The 18569-nt window shown below is 73.4% G+C and carries 9 protein-coding genes; 3 read left to right on the forward strand and 6 right to left on the reverse strand.

The annotated features are described in order from the left end of the window. Positions 1-438: 438 nt before the first annotated feature. Positions 439-999 (reverse strand): MarR family winged helix-turn-helix transcriptional regulator, encoded by a 561-nt coding sequence (locus tag ACIO6U_RS09800; protein WP_401717202.1) that lies wholly within the window; start codon positions 997-999, stop codon positions 439-441. A 116-nt stretch (positions 1000-1115) separates the two neighbouring features. Between ACIO6U_RS09800 and ACIO6U_RS09805 the strand changes: the two genes are divergently transcribed. Then, the gene (locus ACIO6U_RS09805) at positions 1116-2567 is read left to right on the forward strand and encodes an MFS transporter (protein ID WP_401718479.1); all 1452 of its coding nucleotides are present in this window, start codon (positions 1116-1118) and stop codon (positions 2565-2567) included. Between the two features lie 168 nt (positions 2568-2735). Here ACIO6U_RS09805 and ACIO6U_RS09810 read toward each other — a convergent pair whose 3' ends face one another. Continuing rightward, on the reverse strand, positions 2736-4487 hold the full coding sequence (locus ACIO6U_RS09810) for a SpoIIE family protein phosphatase (RefSeq protein WP_401717205.1): 1752 nt from the start codon (positions 4485-4487) through the stop codon (positions 2736-2738). Between the two features lie 113 nt (positions 4488-4600). After that, on the reverse strand, positions 4601-5968 hold the full coding sequence (locus ACIO6U_RS09815; RefSeq protein WP_355346094.1) for an NAD(P)/FAD-dependent oxidoreductase: 1368 nt from the start codon (positions 5966-5968) through the stop codon (positions 4601-4603). Positions 5969-6277: 309 nt separating this feature from the next. On the opposite strand from ACIO6U_RS09815, the gene ACIO6U_RS09820 reads away from it, so the two are divergent. Together ACIO6U_RS09820 and ACIO6U_RS09825 are read left to right on the forward strand one after the other, a co-directional pair. Continuing rightward, positions 6278-7204 carry a TetR/AcrR family transcriptional regulator gene (locus ACIO6U_RS09820; RefSeq protein ID WP_401717208.1) on the forward strand — a complete coding sequence of 309 codons (927 nt, stop codon included), beginning with the start codon at positions 6278-6280 and terminating at the stop codon, positions 7202-7204. Between the two features lie 291 nt (positions 7205-7495). Next, on the forward strand, positions 7496-9631 hold the full coding sequence (locus ACIO6U_RS09825) for a sigma-70 family RNA polymerase sigma factor (protein ID WP_401717210.1): 2136 nt from the start codon (positions 7496-7498) through the stop codon (positions 9629-9631). A gap of 140 nt (positions 9632-9771) precedes the next feature. Here the strand turns inward: ACIO6U_RS09825 and ACIO6U_RS09830 are convergent, their stop codons facing one another. From ACIO6U_RS09830 to tmk, 3 genes are all read right to left on the reverse strand, one after another. Beyond that, a complete protein-coding gene (locus tag ACIO6U_RS09830) occupies positions 9772-10521 on the reverse strand; it encodes a DsbA family protein (RefSeq protein ID WP_391041504.1) in 750 nt (249 codons plus the stop codon). Between the two features lie 122 nt (positions 10522-10643). Continuing rightward, positions 10644-13898 carry a BTAD domain-containing putative transcriptional regulator gene (locus ACIO6U_RS09835; protein WP_401717213.1) on the reverse strand — a complete coding sequence of 1085 codons (3255 nt, stop codon included), beginning with the start codon at positions 13896-13898 and terminating at the stop codon, positions 10644-10646. Positions 13899-14996: 1098 nt separating this feature from the next. Beyond that, entirely contained in the window at positions 14997-18341 is a 3345-nt protein-coding gene (gene tmk, locus ACIO6U_RS09840) for a dTMP kinase (RefSeq protein ID WP_401717216.1), read from the reverse strand. Positions 18342-18569: the final 228 nt, after the last annotated feature.

Genomic DNA, 18569 nt, shown 5'->3' on the forward strand with positions numbered 1-18569 from the left:
CATATCTGGCGTTGACTTTTGGCACGCTGTTGAGTTCTCAAGGAACGGAAGCTTCCTTCAGACCGTTTCACCGGCCCTCCGGGCTTTCCCTTCGTCGTGTCTCCGACTCTATCAGACGCTTTCCAGTGCCTGACCCCCAGTCAGCGGGGCTTGTCTTTCCGGCTGTTCGGCCGTTCCGACGAGTGAGACATTAGCTGATCCCGTACCGCCCGGCCAAATCGGCCCGGTCGAACGAAACACCGCCTGCATTCCGCGGAAACACACAAACGCACGACGACAACGCGACAACACAAGGCTGTCGGTCATGGTCGAAAGGTTCCTGCGGAATGGCTGTCCGGGGACCGACCGGAGTCGGCGCTCACGTCGGACAACTCGGAGAACGCTACGGACGAGGACCACCCATGTCAACTCGGGGCAAGGTGGTCCCGATCACACGGGTCAGTCCAGGTCTTCGAGCCGGCCGCCGGCGTCCGGCTGGCTGTACTCGACGCGGCGCAGGAGGCGGGTGAGGATCTCGCCGAGGGCGGCGCGTTCCACCGTCGTGAGGTCCTGGAGGAGCTCGTCCTCGAAGACTGCGGCCAGGCGCATGGTCTGGAGCCACTTGTCACGGCCCTCGTCGGTCAGCTCGACGATGACGCGGACGCGGTTGGCCTCGTCGCGCTCGCGGGTGACCAAGCCCTCGGCGACCATGCGGTCGATCCGGTGGGTCATGGCGGCCGGGGTGAGGCCGAGGCGCTTGGCGAGGTCGCCGGGGCCGAGACGGTAGGGCTTGCCGACGACGACGAGTGCTTTGAGGACTTCCCACTCGGCGCTGCTGATGCCGAGGTCGACGAGCTGGCGGCCGTACGCCACGTTCATCCGGCGGTTGAGGCGGCCCAGGGCGGTGACGACCTTCTCCACCTGGGGGTCGACCTCAGGGAATTCGCGCTGGTAGGCGGCGATCTGGGCGTCGAGGTCCAGCTCCTGCGGCGCCCCCGGTGTACCTGCGGCTGCGGTCATCCTTCGAGTATGGCACGGAACCCTTTGCGCTAAAGCCCTTCGCGATGTACTCTTTAGCTTCGAACTTTAGTGCTGAAGTCTTCAAGGCGAAGACTCAATGGTCAAGTGGGGTGAGTGTGACAACGGCGATGGGCGCGGCGCTGCGCCGGATCCAGGTGGGGACAGCGCTGAGCGCGTTCGGGAACGGCTTCACGGTCCCGTTCACCTTTATTTACGTCTCGCAGGTGCGGGGGCTGGGCGCGGGTACCGCAGGTGTGGTGCTCGCGACGTTCGCCGTGGCGGCGCTCTTCGTGCTGCCCTTCACCGGTCGGGTCATCGATCAGCGCGGACCGGTGCCGGTCGCGGTGGTCGGTACGGTGCTGGCCGCCGCAGGGTCACTGGGGCTCGGGCTGTCCGGCAGTGAGCCGGTGGTCATCGCGGCGGCCGGTGCGCTCGGTGCCGGTATAGCGGTGGTGCAGCCCTCGCTGGCGACGATGATCGTGTGGTGCTCGACGACCGCGACGCGGTCGCGCGCCTTCGCCACGCAGTTCTTCCTCAACAACCTGGGGCTCGGCCTCGGCGGTCTGCTCGGCGGTCTGCTGGTCGACACCGCGCATCCGGCGTCGTTCATCCGGCTCTTCGCCATCGAGGCGGCGATGTTCCTGGTGCTCGGCGCGGTCATAGCGACCGTGCGCATGCCGCACGCGCCGCAGGTCGACGGGGCGGTGCGGTCCGACGGCGCTGCCTCCGGCGGCTGGCGGCTGCTGCTCGGGGACCGGGCGATGGTCATGGTGTCCGTGCTGGGCTTCGTGATGTTCTTCGCCTGCTACGGGCAGTTCGAGTCGGGGCTCTCGGCGTTCGCCGTCGAGGTCACCCGGATTTCGCCGACCACGCTGGGCGTGGCGCTCGCGGCCAACACCGCCGTGATCGTGCTGGCGCAGTTCGTGGTGCTGCGGCTGGTCGAGCAGCGCAGGCGCAGCCGGGTCATCGCGGCGGTCGGTCTGGTCTGGACGGTCGCCTGGCTGGTGGCCGGGGCGTCCGGGCTGGTGCACGGCAGTCACGCGATGGCGGTCGCGGCGATCATCTCGACGTACGCGCTGTTCGGGCTCGGCGAGGCGATGCTGGCGCCGACCGTGGCTCCGCTGGTCGCCGATCTGGCGCCCGCGCGGATGGTCGGTCAGTACAACTCGGCGTTCGCCCTGGTCAAGCAGTTGGCCCTCGCCCTCGGTCCCGCCGTCGGCGGCCTGATGGCGGGTGCGGGCGCGTACGGGGCGTACATCGTGATGCTGGTGCTCTGCTCGCTGGCGATCTCGGTGACCGCGCTGCGGATGGGGCGGCACCTCACGCTCTTGCAGGACAGTCCGCATCTGGCGGCGGCCCGCGTGGTCGCCCGTTCCGCGCCGCGGCTCCCTGCCGGGACGGACACGGACACGACCGTGGACGTGGTCCTCGACTCGGCTCAAGCCAAGGACCTGGACCTGGACTCGCGGGTGACCGCGGAAGCCGACCCGGCCGCCCGAATACCGGCCGCGCCCGTCGGCGCCACGGCCGAAGCGCGACCGGAACCGGCCACGACCGTCTCCCGGTAGTCGCCGCCCCCGCCCCTCCGGCCCGAGGGCCTTCCCGGCCCTCGGCCAGGCGGTCGGCCCCGGACCCGAACGGACTCGGACCCGAACGGACCCGGACCCCCAACGGCCCCGGTTCCAGCCCAGCAGCGGCGGCACCGTCACCCCGCCCGCCTCACCCCGCTGGCACCCTCAGCCCGGCAGGGCGAATTCGCACCAGACGGCCTTGCCGCCGCCCGGGGTGCGGCGGGAGCCCCAGGACGAGGCGACGGTGGCGATGATCGAGATGCCGCGCCCGGCCTCGTCGCCGGGTTCCGCGCGGCGGCGGCGCGGCAGGTGGTCGTCGCCGTCGGTGACCTCGATGATCAGCCGCCGGTCGGTGCGGCGCAGCCGCAGCCGCATGGGCGGGGTGCCGTGCTTGAGGGAGTTGGCGACGAGTTCGCTGGCCGCGAGGACGCCGAGGTCGCGCAGTTCGACGGGGAAGCGCCAGGAGGCGAGCACCCCGGAGGCGAAGGCGCGGGCGCGGGGTGCGGCCTCGACGCCGCCGAGGAGTTCGAGCGAGGCGTTGCGGAAGAGCTCGGCCTCGCTGCCGGTGTGGTCCGGGTACTGGAGGACGAGGACGGCCACGTCGTCGTCGTGTTCCGAGGTGACGCCGAGGGCGCGCATCAGGCGGTCGCAGATCACCTGGGGCGCGCCGGTGGCGCCGGACAGGGCCGACATCAGGGCGTCCACACCGACATCGATGTCCTCGCCACGCCGCTCGATCAGGCCGTCGGTGTACAGGACGGCGGTGCAGCCGGGGCCGAGGGCGACCGAGCCCGAGGTGTGGATCCAGCCGCCGGTGCCGAGCGGCGGTCCGGTGGGTTCGTCGGCGCGGCGGACGGTGCCGTCCGGGTCGCGGATCAGGATCGGCAGGTGTCCCGCGGTGGCGTACGACAGGCGGCCCTCGCTGGGGTCGTGCACGGCGTAGACGCAGGTGGCGATCTGGGTGGCGTCGATCTCCGAGGCGAGGCCGTCCAGGAGCTGGATGACCTCGTGCGGCGGCAGGTCGAGCCGGGCGTAGGCGCGTACGGCGGTACGGAGCTGGCCCATGACGGCCGCGGCACGGACGCCCCGGCCCATCACGTCGCCGATGACCAGGGCGGTGCGTCCCGCGCCGAGGGTGATCACGTCGTACCAGTCGCCGCCGACGGCCGCGTCGGTGCCGCCGGGCTGGTAGGTGGCGGCGACGCGGAGGTCGTCGGGCTGTTCGAGCTCCTGCGGGAGGAGGCTGCGCTGGAGGGTGACGGCGGTCTCGTGGAGGCGGCGTTCGCTCTCGCGCAGGCGCTCGGCGGAGTGCACCTGGTCGGTGACGTCGGCGGCGAAGACCAGGACGCCGCGGCGCTCGGGGTCGGGGTCGCCCGCCCTGACGGGGGTGCAGGTGAAGGTGAAGTAGCCGGGCTTTGCGGGTGAGCGGTCGTCGCCGCCGACCACCTTGCGGGCCTTGACGGTGCGTGGTTTGCCGCTGCGGTGGACCTGGTCCATGAGCGGGAGCAGGCCGAGCTCGTCGAGTTCGGGCAGCGCCTCGCGGGCCGGGGCGCCGGTGGTGCGGGCGCCGAAGACCTCCGTGTAGGCGTCGTTGACGAAGTCCACGCGGTGCGCGGGGCCGTGCGTGACGGCGATGAGGGCCGGAAGGCGGCTGAGGACGCCGGTGACTGACGGTTCGTCGGTGACGGCGCCGGCGGCGGGGACGGGACCCGTGGCCCGACCGGCCGGTGGGCCGGGGGCCTGGCGGGTGCCTTCGGGGTCGGCGTCAGGGGCGATGCCGCTGCCCGCGTCCTGCGGTGCCGTCGCGGGGTCGGCCGCGTCGGCGCGCACGGGGTCGCCGACTTTGGCGCGCGCCGCGGGTACGGCACTGCGTCGCTGTGTTCCGGGGAGCCGGGCGCTCCAACGCGTAAGGTTCAAACGTCCGATTCCTCGTATTTGTCACTCTTTGCAGGTGCTGGCGCACGCGTGGTCACACCACCAGTGTGGCCGACCGGCGACCCCGGGGGGAATCGCGCGGCGTCCGGGGCGGGTCAGGGGGCGTCGGGATCGCGGTGCGATCCGGCGGCCAGTTCGAATTCGGCGCGCGGGTGTTCCAGTGAGCCGAGCGAGACGATCTCGCGCTTGAAGAGCCCCGCGAGCAGCCATTCCGCCAGGACACGGGCCTTGCGGTTGAAGGTGGGGACGCGGCTGAGGTGGTAGGCGCGGTGCATGAACCAGGCCGGGTAACCCTTGAGTTTGCGCCCGTAGATGAAGGCGACACCCTCGTGCAGCCCGAGCGAGGCGACCGAGCCCGCGTACTTGTGGCGGTATTCGGTCAGCGGCCGGCCGCGCAGGGTCGCCAGGACGTTGTCGGCCAGGACGCGGGCCTGCCGCAGGGCGTGCTGGGCGTTGGGCGCGCAGTCGGTGCCAGGCTCCCGCGCCGTCAGGTCGGGCACGGCCGCCGCGTCGCCCGCCGCCCACGCCGTCTCCGAACCGGCGATCCGCAAGGTGGCCTCGGCGCGCAGCCGTCCGCGGTCGGTGAGCGGCAGGTCCGTCGCGGCCAGCACCGGGTGCGGTTTGACGCCCGCCGTCCAGACCACCGTCCTGGTGGGCAGCCGTTCGCCGTCGGACAGTACGGCGATCCGGTTCTCGCACGACTCCAGCCGCGTCTCCAGCCGGATGTCGACGTTGCGCCCGCGCAGCTCGCGGATCGCGTACTTGCCCATCTCCTCGCCGACCTCGGGCAGGATCCGGCCGGTCGCCTCGACCAGGACCCATCTCATGTCCTCGGGGCGGATGTTGTGGTAGTACCGCACGGCGTAGCGCGCCATGTTCTCCAGCTCGCCGAGCGCTTCGACGCCCGCGTATCCGCCGCCGACGAAGACGAAGGTCAGCGCGGCCTCGCGGACGTCTACGTCACGGGTGGAGGAGGCGATGTCGAGCTGTTCCAGCACGTGGTTGCGCAGCCCGATCGCCTCCTCGACGGTCTTGAAACCGATGCCGTGCTCGGCGAGTCCGGGGACCGGGAGGGTGCGGGAGACCGAGCCCGGCGCGATCACGAGCTGGTCGTACGCCAGCTCCAGCAGGTCGCCGCCCTCCTCGTCGGTGACCGGGGTGGCGATGCTCGCGACGCGCTTGGCGTGATCGATGCCGCGCGCCTCGCCCACCACGATCCGGCACTTGCCGAGCACCCGCCGCAGCGGTACGACGACATGGCGAGGGGAGATGGATCCGGCGGCGGCCTCGGGCAGGAAGGGCTGGTAGGTCATGTACGGCTGCGGTTCGACGACGACGACTTCGGCCTCGTCGCGCTTGAGCTTCCGCTGCAACCGCAGTGCGGTGTACATCCCGACATAGCCACCGCCCACCACGAGAATGCGCGGGATGCCTGCTCTGTTCCTCGCTGCCGACTCCGTCATTGCTCCATGACGCAATGGACCATAGCCGTTTGTCCACAGCGCGGACGTGATGATTCCCCGGTTTCTTCGACGGGTTCGGCGACGCAGCAGGTCAGCGGTGCACCCATCACCGGGCAAAGGCCGCGCGGAAGTGCACGGTGCCCGTTGCTCCGATCGGGGGCGCGCGCCGGTCGGATCACAACCCCCTTCTTTCTTGACGTGGGCTCAACTATGTTCGTATCTCGTAGTACTGCGGGGGACGCGTACTGATGATCGCCCATGAGCGGGGAGTCTCCGGGGGGAGACGCGAATTTTCCGGGGGATACGTATATGCACATTCAGGACTCTCAGTGGACGACGGCCGCGGCCGGTTCGGACGGCGCCGTCGGCGGAAACCGTCCGGCACCGCTGCGCGTCGACGCGCAGCGCAATCTGGAACACGTACTGCGGGCCGCGCGTGAAGTCTTCGGCGAGTCGGGGTACGGGGCTCCGATGGAGGACGTCGCCCGCCGCGCGCGGGTCGGCGTGGGTACGGTCTACCGCCGTTTCCCGAGCAAGGACGTGCTGGTCAGGCGGATCGCCGAGGAGGAGACGGCGCGGCTGACCGAGCAGGCGCGTACGGCGCTCGGCCAGGAGAACGAGGCGTGGTCGGCGCTGGCGCGCTTCCTGCGCACCTCGGTCGCCTCGGGCGCCGGGCGGCTGCTGCCGCCGCAGGTGCTGCGGGTGCAGAGCCCGTCGACGGGCGCCGGTACGGAGCACGGCGGTACGTCGCCGCTGGGCGTCGAGCCGAACCGGGTGCCGCAGCAGCGCAATCCGTTCGCGACGGCGGCCGGGAGCGCCGCGGCGACGACGTCAGCGGGCACGGGTCCGGTTGCGGGCACGGTCACGGGAACGGCCGGTGAGGTCGCGGACCACGCGGGCCGTGACGACATCGGCGGAAGCGACGGCGGCGCCGACCGGAGCAGCGACCAGGACGGCATACGGGCACTGCTCGACGTCGTCGGACGGCTCGTGGACCGGGCGCGCGAGGCGGGCGAGTTGCGCCTCGACGTGTCGGTGGCCGACGTCCTGCTGGTCATCGCCACCTCGGCGCCTTCGCTGCCCGACCCCGAGCAGCAGGCGGCGGCCTCGGCGCGGCTGTTGGACATCCTGCTGGACGGGCTGCGCTCGCGGCCCGGCGAGCGGGCGGCCGACACCCCGTCAGGGGGCGCGGCGGCGCGGGGCGAGGGCGTGACGGACGGTCAGGAGCCGGCGTAACGCGGCGCGGCTCACCCCGCAGGGCTGGGCTCTACGACAGCGCCGGGCTCAGCGACTCGGATCAGCCGAGCAACACGGCTCGGCTTAAGGACCCGGCTCGATATAAACGGCGCGGCACCGGGCGCTCGGAGTCACGCGGCGGGACGTCGCGCGACCCGGCGCCGCTCGGGTCGGCGTCACGCGCTCCACCGATCGGGTGAACGTAGAGGAATCGTGAACGATCTCTCCACGGATGAGTGGTTCCCCGGTATCCCGTGACCCCGGCCCGCCCTCCTGTGCCACGCTTGCCCCGTGGAAGAGGCAAACGGCGAGTCCGGCGCTCCCGCCGCGGGCCCGGAGACCGGCGACGGGCTGCCCTCGCGCAGGGTGCCGGGGCAGCGCGAAGTGCCGGGGCAGCGCGACCCGGCCGCACGCGACGACGTCCGCGAGGAAACCCGCGAGGGGACCGGCGACGGCGCGCGTGAGACCGACTGGGGCACGGACCGCGAGCCGGGCCGTACCGCCGACCCGGAGCCCGGCCGCGTACCCGCCCCCGCCGCGCCGCCGTCCGCCGGGACACCGGCCACCGAGGCGCCGGCCGACGACGACCTGCTCTCCGTCCAGGGCCATCCCGCGCACACCGCCTCCGCCGAGGCCGACGCCCTCGAATCCGCGCTGTCCGACGCCGAGTTGGTGGCCCGGGTGCGCGGCGGGCAGGACAGCGCGTACGAGGAGCTGTACCGGCGGCATGCCGAATCGGTTCGCCGCTACGCACGCACCTGCTGCCGGGACGCGCACACCGCGGAGGATCTGACCGGCGAGGTCTTCGCCCGTACGCTCCAGGCGATCCGCGGCGGCAGCGGCCCCGAGTCGGCGGTCCGCGCGTATCTGCTCACCACGGTGCGCCGGGTCGCCGCGTCCTGGGGCAACACCGCCAAGCGTGAGCACCTGGTCGAGGACTTCGCCGTCTTCGCCGTCTCCGCGGCGGGCTCGACGGCCACCGAGGACACCAACGAACTCGGCGCGGACGTACGGGCCATGCAGGAGGCCGAGCAGACGCTGGCCATCCAGGCGTTCCGTACCCTCCCCGAGCGCTGGCAGACCGTGCTGTGGCACACCGCCGTCGAGGACGAGTCGCCGTCCGCCATCGCGCCGCTGCTCGGCCTCACGCCCAACGCCACGGCCGTCCTGGCCCACCGGGCCCGCGAGGGCCTGCGCCAGGCGTATCTCCAGGCGCACGTCAGCTCCACGCTGACCGCCGAGGGCGAGTGCGCGCGGTACGCCGACCGGCTCGGGGCGCACGCGCGCGGGGGCCTGCGGATGCGCGCGGACCGCGAGTTGAGCAGGCACCTGAAGGAGTGCGAGCGGTGCACGGCCGCCTCGCTGGAGCTGGCCGACCTCAACTCGGCGCTCAAGGGGCTGCTGCCGGTCGCGTACATCGGCTGGTTCGCCGCCGTCTACGCCGCCAAGGCCGCCGGGATCGTCGCGGTCGGCGGAGCGGTCGGCGCGGCGGGGGCCGCGGGAGGCGTGGCCGCCGCCGCTGCCGGGTCGGGTACGACGTCGAGCGCGGGCGGCGCGGCCGCGGGAGGCGCCGCGTCCGAAGGGCTCGGCGCGCCCGCCAAGGTCGGTATCGCCGCGGCCGTGGTGGTCGCCGCCGCGGCGGCGGCGTTCGCGCTGGCCCTCACCGGGGGCCACGAGAAGGCGCCGCCGAAGGCCCAGCCCAAGCCGCCGCCGGTCGCGGTGGTGACCACTCCCCCGCCGCCCGCGCCGAAACCCGCGCCGAAGCCGAAGCCGGTCGTCCCTCCGCCGCCCGTCCAGCCGGTCGAGAAGACGACTCCGCCGCCGAAGCCGAAGCCGACCCCGCCGAAGCCGAGTCCCAAGCCCGCGCCGAAGCCGAAGCCGAAGCCGGTCGTCCCTCCGCCGCCCGAGCCGGCCCCGACGACCCCCACGCCGACCCCGACCCCGACGCCGACACCGACCCCTCCGCCGCCCGCGCCGACCGCGTACAAGGTCAATTCGCTGGGCATCAGCGGTTTCGGCGACACCTCCGGGCCGACGATCCGGCCGTCGGTCACGAGCTGGTGGTGGAACCGCTGGGGCCTGACGATCGGCGGTACGCAGTACGAGCACGGCATCACCGTCCACGCGCCGTCGTCGCTGACCATCGACCTGAACCAGGCATGCGTCACCTATGACGCGCGGGCCGGGATCGACGGCCTGACCGGGCGCTTCGGCGCGGCCAGCTTCTCGGTGTACGGCGACGACACCCGGCTGTGGCAGTCGGGTGTCGTACGCGGCGGCGACGCGGCCGTGCCCGTGCACGTCGGGATCACCGGGTACAAGACGATCCGGCTGGTGGTCGATCCCGAGGGGCGGCACGGCGGCGGGCCCGGTCTCGGGCTGGCGAATCTGGCCGACTGGGCGGATTCGGTGATCAGCTGCTCGTAGGCGGCCGGTCCGCGGGCTCCGGGCGTTTTCGTACGGAGAGCGCCCGGGCCATGGGTTCTGCGGCCAGGAGCGCTCTCGGCGATGAGCGCTCTGCGGTCACGAGTGCTCTCGGCGATGAGCGCTCTGCGGTTATGAACCGATTAGCTGTTCGCGGCCGGTGCGTCCGCGGTGGTGGCCGGCGGGACCGCGCACACGCCGTCGGCGCAGGCGGCGTCCGCGGCCGCGTCCTCCGTACCGGCGAGGGCAGCGGCCTCGGCGGCCGAGTCCTTGGCGACCTGTTCGAGCGCCTGGAGGAAGACGGACGTCTCCTGGCCGCCCTGCACCGCCCACTTGCCCTCGAAGACGAAGGTCGGCACGGCCGTGATGCCGATCTGCCGGGCCTGGTCGATCTCCGCCACGACCTCGTCGCGCAGGTCGTCACCGGCGAGGAAGGCGGCGACCGCGTCCCGGTCGAGGCCGGCCGCGACGGCCGCGTCCGTCAGGGCCGTACGGTCGCCGATGTCCAGGCCCTCGCCGAAGTGCCCGGTCATCAGGCGGCCCTTGAGCCGGTTCTGGGTCTCGGGGCCGTACGTGTCCAGGGCGAAGCGCAGCAGGCGGTGGGCGAGCAGCGAGTTGTTCTCCACGACCGTGTCGAAGTCGAAGGTCAGCCCTTCGGCGGCGCCCATCGAGGCGAGCCGGTCGTCCATGGCCACGGCCTGCGGCCCGAATTTCCTCGCCAGCACCTCGCGGTGCGGCTGCGGGCTCTCGGGCGCGGTCGGGTCGAGCTGGAACGGCCGGTAGACCACCTCGACCGAATCTCCCTGCGGGAAAGCGGCGAGGGCGCGCTCGAAGCGGGATTTTCCGAGGTAGCACCAGGGGCAGGCGATATCGGAGTAGATCTCAACTTTCAAGGCTTTTCACTTCCGGGCGTAGGCGGGCGCTGGCTATTCCTTGAATGCTCAATCAAGGTTTCCGACGTCAACGAGGACGCGCGCGGGACCTATTCCCGTACGGCCGTACGCCCCCGCTCCGCCTACGAGCCCGCCGCCATCGCGTGCGCCGTCTCCAGCAGCGCCGCCACCGCCTCTGAAGCGTCCAGCACCGCGCCCTCCGCGCAGGCCGCCGCCCATTCGCCGTCGCCGAGGCCCGCCCTGGCCCGCTCCTCCACGGCGTCGGCGGTGACCAGCTCGGGCACGGTGCGCGGCAGCGGCCCGCGTACGGCCGAGGACGCCGCCGACATCCGGGCCGCCGACCGCAGGTCGCCCAGCTCGACCAGCACCTCGGCCGCCGAGTCGAGCTGCGCGCCCACCACCGGCTCCGTGCAGCCCTCCGCCAGCGCCAGGCTCGCCGACTCGGCGAGACCGAGCAGCGCCGCCACCGGGTCGCCCTCGGCCGCCGTGATCCGCGCGCCCAGGCTCGCGAGCAGCACCTTGAACGTCGGCGGCGGCGTACCGTCCGCCAGGTGCCCGACCGCCGTCTCGCACAGCTCCCTGGCCTGCCGCGGCTCGCCCCGGCGCAGGAGCAGCAGCGCCTTGAGGTAGCGGATGTACGTGCGGGCGTCCCACACGCTGTACAGCTCGGCTTCCTCCCCGGCCTGCTCGACCAGCTTGCGCGCCTCCTCGTCGTCCCCGCGGCGGTGCGCCAACTCCCCCATCCGGGCGAGCAGGAAGGCCCCTTCGCCGTCCGCGCCCAGCTCCCGGCCGAGCCGGTGCGCGGCCTCGAAGTCGGCGTGCGCCGCCGCGTACTGCCCGCGGACGACCTCGATCTCGGCGCTCGCGCCGTGCACTTGGGCGCGGATCCAGCGGTCGCCGAGCCGTTCCCTGCGCTCCTGGAGCTCCGCCCAGTCGGCGTCGATCCGCGCGAGCCCGCCCGGCGTGTCCACGGCGATGTGCGTACGGAGCATCAGCGCCACCGCGATCTCCCACTCGCCGCCGTGCTCACGGCAGTTGGCGACGACGGTGTCGGCGTGCCGGCCGATCTCCTCGTCCCTGCCGAGCAGATACGTGGTGAACGGCCACAGCATGCCGGGGAAGCGCGCCGCGGGCGGGCCGCCCTGGCTGTACGCCGCCGCCAGCAGCGCGGCCATCGCCCGCGAGTCGGCCGAGGACCACTGCGCCTCCGAGGCGTGGTCGCTCTTCACGAAGAAGTGCAGCATCCGCAGGTCCAGGCGTGGCCAGAACATCCGGTCCGCCGGGTCGGGCGGGGGTTCGCCGCCCAGCTCCGTCACCCTCTCCAGCCACGCGTCCGCTTCGTCGCGGTAATTGCGCAGCCACCAGAACCAGCCCATGGACAGCGCGATCGTGATCGCGTCCAGCTCCGCGTCCTGGCTCCCGGTGTCCTCTTTCCCGCCTGAGGGCGGCTCGACCAGCCGATTCAGCGCGGCGCGGACGTTGTCCAGCTCCGTCTCCAGCACTTCCAGCCAGTGGAGTTGGTCGGCGCCGCGCAGTTCGGAGTCGGCCGTGCGGGCCAGTTCGCGGAAGTACGCGGTGTGCCGTCGCTCGGCCGCGGCCAGTTCCTCGGGCCGCTCGGCGGCGCGCTCGCCGGCGTACTCGTGGATCGTCTCCAGCAGGCGGTAGCGGACGTCCTGGCCGGGGGTGGGCGCGTGGACCGCCACCACCAGGGATTTGTCCACCAGTTGGGCCACCGTCTCCAGCGCGTCGGGACCGCACACCGCCTCGGCGGCCGACAGCGTGCAACCGCCGGAGAAGACGCTCAGCCCGCGCAGCGTCGTACGCTCCCGCTCGGTCAGGAGCTCCCAGCTCCAGTCGACCACCGCACGCAGTGTCTGCTGGCGCGGCAGCACAGTACGGCTGCCGCTGGTCAGCAGCCGGAACCGGTCGTCCAGCCGGTCCGCGATCTGCCGCGGCGACAGGGCCCGCAGCCGGGCCGCGGCCAGCTCGATGGCCAGCGGCAGGCCGTCGAGACGGCGGCAGATCTCGCGTACGGCAGCGTCGTTCTCCGCCGTGGTGAGGCGGGCGTCCGCGCGTACGGTCGCCGCGCGGTCGGCGAACAGCCGGTACGCGGTCGCGGGCGGCAGCGGCTCCACCGGGCGTACGACCTCGCCCGGTACGCCCAACGGCTCGCGGCTCGTGGCCAGTACGGCCACGCCGGGGCAGGCCGCCAGCAGCTCGGCGGCGAGGGAGGCGGCGGCGCCGATCAGGTGCTCGCAGTTGTCGAGCACCAGCAACAGGCGGCGCTGCGCGCAGTGTTCGAGCAGCCGGGCCAGCGGGTCCTCGCCGTGCGACGCCTCGGACAGGAACTGGTCGCGGCCCGCGCCGCCGAGCAGCAGCGTGTCGCGGCGACCGAGGGCGCTCAGCACGGCGTGCGGGACCGCCGAGGGGTCGTCCAGCGGGGCGAGTTCGACCAGCCACACGCCGTCCGGGTGGCGGCGCGCCGCCGCGTCGCCCGCCTCCTGCGCCAGGCGCGTCTTGCCCGACCCGCCGGGGCCGGTCAGCGTCACCAGCCGGGCCGCGGCCAAGTCGCTTCTGATGTCGTCGAGTTCGGCCTCGCGGCCGACGAAGCTGGTGAGGCGGGCGCGGATGTTGCCCTGCGCGGGGGGCGGCGGCCTGCGCCGCAGCAACTCGCCGTGCAGCGACCGCAGTTCCGGGCCCGGATCGGTGCCGAGCGCTTCCGCGAGTACGGTCCTGGTCTCCTCGTACGCCGCCAGGGCGTCGGCCGTCCTGCCCTCGGCGTGCAACGCCCGCATCAACTGGGCCCTGAACGACTCGTCCAGCGGGTGCTCTGCCACGGCCGCGCGCAGGCCGGGGAGGGTGTCCGCCGCCCTGCCGAGGCGGAGGTCGGCTTCCACCCTGTTCCGCAGGGCGGCCAGCTTCAGAGCTTCGGGGCGGGCCGCGGCGGACGTACGGTCCGGGAGGTCGGCCAGGGCCGGGCCGCGCCACAGGGTGAGGGCGCGGGTCAGGGTGTCGGCCGCCGTGGCGGCGTCTCCGGCCGCCAGGGCCGTATCGCCCTCGCGGGCGAGGCGCTCGAACTCGTACAGGTCCACCGAGTCGCGGGGGGTGGCCAGGCGGTAGCCGCCGGGTTCCGAGACGACGGCGTCCCGGCCCAGGGCTCGTCGCAGCCGCGACATCAGGGCTTGCAGGGCGCCGGCGGCGTCGGCCGGGGGGTCGGCCGCCCAGACCTGTTCGATGAGGGCTTCGGGGGGTACGGGGCGGCCCACGTTGAGGGCCAGCACCGCGAGGACGGCTCGCAGGCGGCTGCCGCCCAGGCCGATTTCGGGCCCGTCGTCGGAGGGGCGGGCCTCCGTGACCCCAAGAATCCGATACCGCACGGGGTCATCTTCGCGGACGGCGCCCCAAAAGAGCGAACCTTCGCCCTTGGGTGGGGGTGGGGGTTCTGCCCGCCCGCCCACCCGTGCGGGTGCTTTCTCCGTCTGCGGGTGCCGCTTGTGCCTGGTCGGTGCCGGTCCGGGGCACCTCCTCGAAATGCGGCTACCTGGTCCCGTGTATCCGGTGCCGTTCTTGTCACCGCATTTCTGCGGGGGCACCCCGGCCCGTCCCCTCCCGGTACGTCGGCGTCCGACGGTCCGGTGGGGGTTGCCGGGAGGGGGGTGGGCGGGGGCCAGGCCCCTGCGCCCCCCGACCTCCCAGCGGGGTGGGCGAAAGGGGGTGGGTGGGGTGCGGGACCTGTACGGCCGACGGTCCGCCCCGGGGTGAACGGAGGGGGGTGAGGACCGGGACCTGCTCCCCCCAACGTCCAGCCGGGGCAGGCGGAAGGGGTGGGTGGGGTGCGGGCCTCGCCTCACATGACGGCCAGGCGGGGTGGGCGAGGGGGGCTGGGGGGCCAGGTCCCTGCGCCAATAGACGTCCAGGCGGGGCGGGCGGGGCGGGCGGAAGGGGTGCGTGAGATGCGGGACCTGCGCCACCCGGACGCCCGCCCGGTCGGCGGAAGGGCGTGGGTGGGGTGCGGGACCTGCGTCACCCGGGTGGGCGGAAGGGGTGCGGGGGCTGGGGCCTGCCGCGCCTGACGTTCGGCCGGGATCTGCGCGGGCCGACAGTATGGCGGGGGCTAGGTGGTTGGCGGGGAGTCGGAGGGGGCGTGACCGGAGGGGTCTGTTGGGCGGTTGGGCGGTTGGGGAAGGGCCCGAGCTCTCCGATCCGCTCGGAGGGGGCACCGGCGCAGGGCGGCACGCCGGAAAGACCCCCCCTACCCTCCCCGGCCACCCCCACCGGCAGGCGGACGCCGACGAGCGAGGAGGGGACGGGCCGGGGTGCCCCCGCAGAAATACGTTGACGGCCGGGTACCGAATGCGCAAAGGCCAGGTGATACGGATTTCGAGGAGGTACCCCGGACCGGCACCGACCAGGCACAAGCGGCACCCGCAGACGACAAAACACCCGCACGGGTGGGCGGGCGGGAAAGACAAAGGTCAAGAACGCCCCGGCGGCCGACGGTCGTCGTCGTGAGGGCCGAGGAGTTCGTCGGCGAGAGTAGGCAGGTCGTCGAGGGGGGTCTCCTCGGCCCAGTTGGGGCGAGGACGGCGCGGAGCGGCCGAGGGCGTCTCGGCGGTGGGGAATTCGCGGGTGCGCTCGTTGCCCGGCTGATCCTCGGGGCGGAAGAGCCACGGCGGGACCCGGTCGGTCGGGTCGTCCGAGGCCGGGGACCCGACCGGGGGTACGACCGGCGGGAGCACCGTCGTGGTCTCGGAACTGTCCTCACGAGGGCTGTCTTCGCGCGAGCTGTCTTCGCGAGAGCTGTCTCCGCGAGAGCGAGAACCGTCCTCATCCGAAGCCGACTCGTCAGAAGTGGTGCCGTCAGCCGACGAGGCGTCCTCGGCGGGAGCATCCTCCGGCTCGGCCGGAACGACCGGGAGAACCGCCGTCTCATCGGCGCCCGGACCAGCGGGCACGTCCGGCTCGGCCGGAACGGCCGGAACGGCCGGAACGGCCGGAACGGCCGGAACGGCCGGGAGGACCGCCGTCTCGTCCTCGGCGGGAGCCGAGGAAGGCGGCGGAGGCACGACATTGACCGTCGTGGTTTCGGCCGAGTCCGAAGTCTGCGGCAGCTCGGTGGTCTTCTCGGAGTCGGAGGAGCCGGAGGAGCCAGCCGAACCGGCCGAACCGGCACTCGCGGCGGCGGCAGCCGCAGCCGCGGCGGTGCGGGCCTCCTCGGCGCGGAGAAGGGCCTCCTCCGCCTTGCGCTGCTTTTCGAGGCGGCGCGCGTCGGCCTCGGAGCGCAGGCGTGCCTGCTCCTCGGCGAGGCGGCGGAGCCGTTCCTGCTCGGCCGCGCGGGCGGCCTCCTCGGCCTCGCGGCGAGCCGTCTCCTCGGCGGCGATGCGCGCGGCCTCCTCGGCGCGGAGGCGTTCGGCCTCGGCCTCACGGGCGGCGGCGCGCTCGGCGATCTCACGGCGGGTGGCCTCCTCGGCGGCGAGGCGGCGCTCCTCTTCCTCGCGGCGGAGCCGTTCGAGCTGGGCTTGGCGCTCGCGCTCCTGGCGCTCTTCCTCGGCCTTGCGGGCGGCCTCTTCGGCGGCGAGGCGCGCGGCCTCGGCGGCGGCCTGGCGCTCGGCCTCGGCGCGGGCCTCGATCTCCTGGGCGGAGAGCGGGAGGAGCTGGTCGAGGCGGTGGCGTACGACCGTGGTGACGGCGGCGGGGTCCTGGGCGCCGTCGACGACGAGGTAGCGGCCGGGGTCGGCGGCGGCGAGGGTGAGGAAGCCCGCGCGGACGCGCTGGTGGAAGGCGGCGGGTTCGGATTCGAGGCGGTCGGGCGCTTCGGTGAAGCGTTCGCGGGCGGCATCGGGGCTAACGTCGAGGAGCACGGTGAGGTGCGGGACGAGTCCGTCGGTGGCCCAGCGGGAGATGCGGGCGATCTCGGTGGGGGCGAGGTCGCGTCCGGCGCCCTGGTAGGCGACGGAGGAGTCGATGTAGCGGTCGGAGATGACGACGGCGCCGCGTTCGAGGGCGGGGCGGACGACGGAGTCGATGTGCTCGGCGCGGTCGGCGGCGTAGAGCAGCGCCTCGGCGCGGTGCGAGATCCCGCCGGAGGAGACGTCGAGGAGGATGGAGCGCAGGCGCTTGCCGATGGCGGTGGCGCCGGGCTCGCGGGTGACGACGACCTCGTGGCCCTTGGCGCGGATCCAGTCGGCGAGGGCTTCGACCTGGGTGGACTTGCCCGCGCCGTCGCCGCCCTCTATGGCGATGAAGAATCCGGTGGCGGCGGGGGCGACGGCCGGTTCCGCACCGGTCAGGGCCTCGCGCAGGTCACGCCGGAGCGGTACGCCGCTGCGGTCGTCGGTCTTGCCGAGGACGAGCGCGGCGACCGGCAGCAGCAGGGCGCCGATCAGCATCAGCGTGTACGCGGCACCGCCGTGGTCGAAGGTGAAGTGACCCTTCTGGATGCGGTGCGGGCCGATCGCGGCGGCGACCAGCGGCGCGACGATCACGGCGAGGGCGAGGACGGCGCGCGAGACCGCGTGCAGGTGCTCGGTGGTGCGGCCGCGCCGTCCCGCCTCGGCTTCCTGCTCGATCAGGATGTGCCCGGTGTTGGCGGTGACGCCCGCCGCGGCGCCGGCCAGCAGCGCGAGCAGCAGGACGGTGGTCTGGTCGGCGACGATGCCGGTGAGGAGCAGGCCGAGCCCGGTGACGCCGATGGACAGCGCGAGCAGCCGGCGCCTGGACAGCGCCGGGAGCGTACGGGGGGCGAGGCGGATGCCGATGACCGTACCGGCGGTGAGGGCCAGGACGAGCAGGCCGAAGCCGGTCGGGCCGAAGCCGAGGGCGAGCGCGTGCAGGACGGCCACGGCCACGGCCGCGCCGATCGCGCCGACGACCGCGGCGGTCGCCAGCACCAGCAGCGGCAGTACGCCGGTCCTGCCGCGCTCGGCGCCCGCGGGGCCCTTGGGCAGCCGCAGCCCTTCGAGCGGGGAGCGCGGACGCGCCACCGTGCCCGAGGGCAGTTCGAGGAGGTAGAGCACCGACATGGAGGACGAGAAGAGCCCGGCCGCCACGTACGAGGCGAGCGCCACCTGGTGCTGGTCGAACCAGGTGACGCCGACCGCGATCAGCGTGTTCACCAGCGTGACGACGACGAGACCGGCCGCTGCCAGCGGCAGTGCGACAAAGCTCGTCCGCAGGTCCAGCCGGTGCAGCGTCGCCAGGTGGTCGGGCGCGGGCCGCACGGAGGTGTCGCCGGGCGGCGGCAGGAGCAGCGGGGCGGCGCCGTCCTTGGCGACGGCCCACAGCCGCTCGGCCACCCCGGTGACGAAGGCGGTCACCAGCAGCCAGGTCAGCGCGGTGTGCTGCGACCAGGTGATCCACAGCGGCGCGACGATGAACAGCCCGAGTCGTACGGCGTCCGCGCCGATCATCGTCCACCGGCGGTCCAGCCGGCCGCTCTCGGACGTCAGCGCCGACAGCGGGCCGAGCAGGACGGCGCCGAACAGCAGCGTCGAGACCAGGCGCGCCCCGAAGACGGCCGCGGTGGCGAAGGCGATACCCCGGTAGCCGCCGCCGTACGCGTGGTCGGCCACCGCCGCCTGCACGGCGAGCCACAGCAGGACGAGCAGACCCAGTCGGTCCGCCACCGCCCCGGTGAGCTGCGCGCTCCACAATTTGCGCAGCGCCGGGATTTTCAGCAGCGCACCGACCGCTCGCTCACGGCTGTCAGCGGCGAGGTCGGTGGCGAACGCGTCGGTCACGTCCCCCTCGACGTCCTCGGCCCTGACATCTGCGGCCGTGACGTCTGCGGCGGGCGGCTTGGGCTGCTCGGATGGCGTCATCCCAACAGCCTATCCGCCTTACGACGCCCTACACGGAGCCGGTCCCACTCCCGGGCGGACCACCCCTCAAGGAGGGCGGGGAAGCGCACTCACCTGGGCGAAGACCGCCCTTCGAGGGGCCCTTCCGCGGGCCCTTCAAGGGGGAGGAAGGGGAGGCAGGAGAGGCGGAAGGTACGGCGCGCTGACGCATGGCCAGCTCCTCAGGGGCGCGGGAAACCGCGCGACCGG

Source organism: Streptomyces sp. NPDC087422, assembly GCF_044744145.1.
Classification (GTDB): Bacteria; Actinomycetota; Actinomycetes; order Streptomycetales; family Streptomycetaceae; genus Actinacidiphila.

What these genes read in the sequence shown, in the direction of transcription:
- ACIO6U_RS09800 (WP_401717202.1), bottom strand. Translation starts at nt 999, where the DNA reads ATGACCGCAGCCGCAGGTACACCGGGGGCGCCGCAGGAGCTGGACCTC.
- ACIO6U_RS09820 (WP_401717208.1), top strand. Translation starts at nt 6,278, where the DNA reads ATGCACATTCAGGACTCTCAGTGGACGACGGCCGCGGCCGGTTCGGAC.
- ACIO6U_RS09815 (WP_355346094.1), bottom strand. Translation starts at nt 5,968, where the DNA reads ATGACGGAGTCGGCAGCGAGGAACAGAGCAGGCATCCCGCGCATTCTC.
- tmk (WP_401717216.1), bottom strand. Translation starts at nt 18,341, where the DNA reads ATGACGCCATCCGAGCAGCCCAAGCCGCCCGCCGCAGACGTCACGGCC.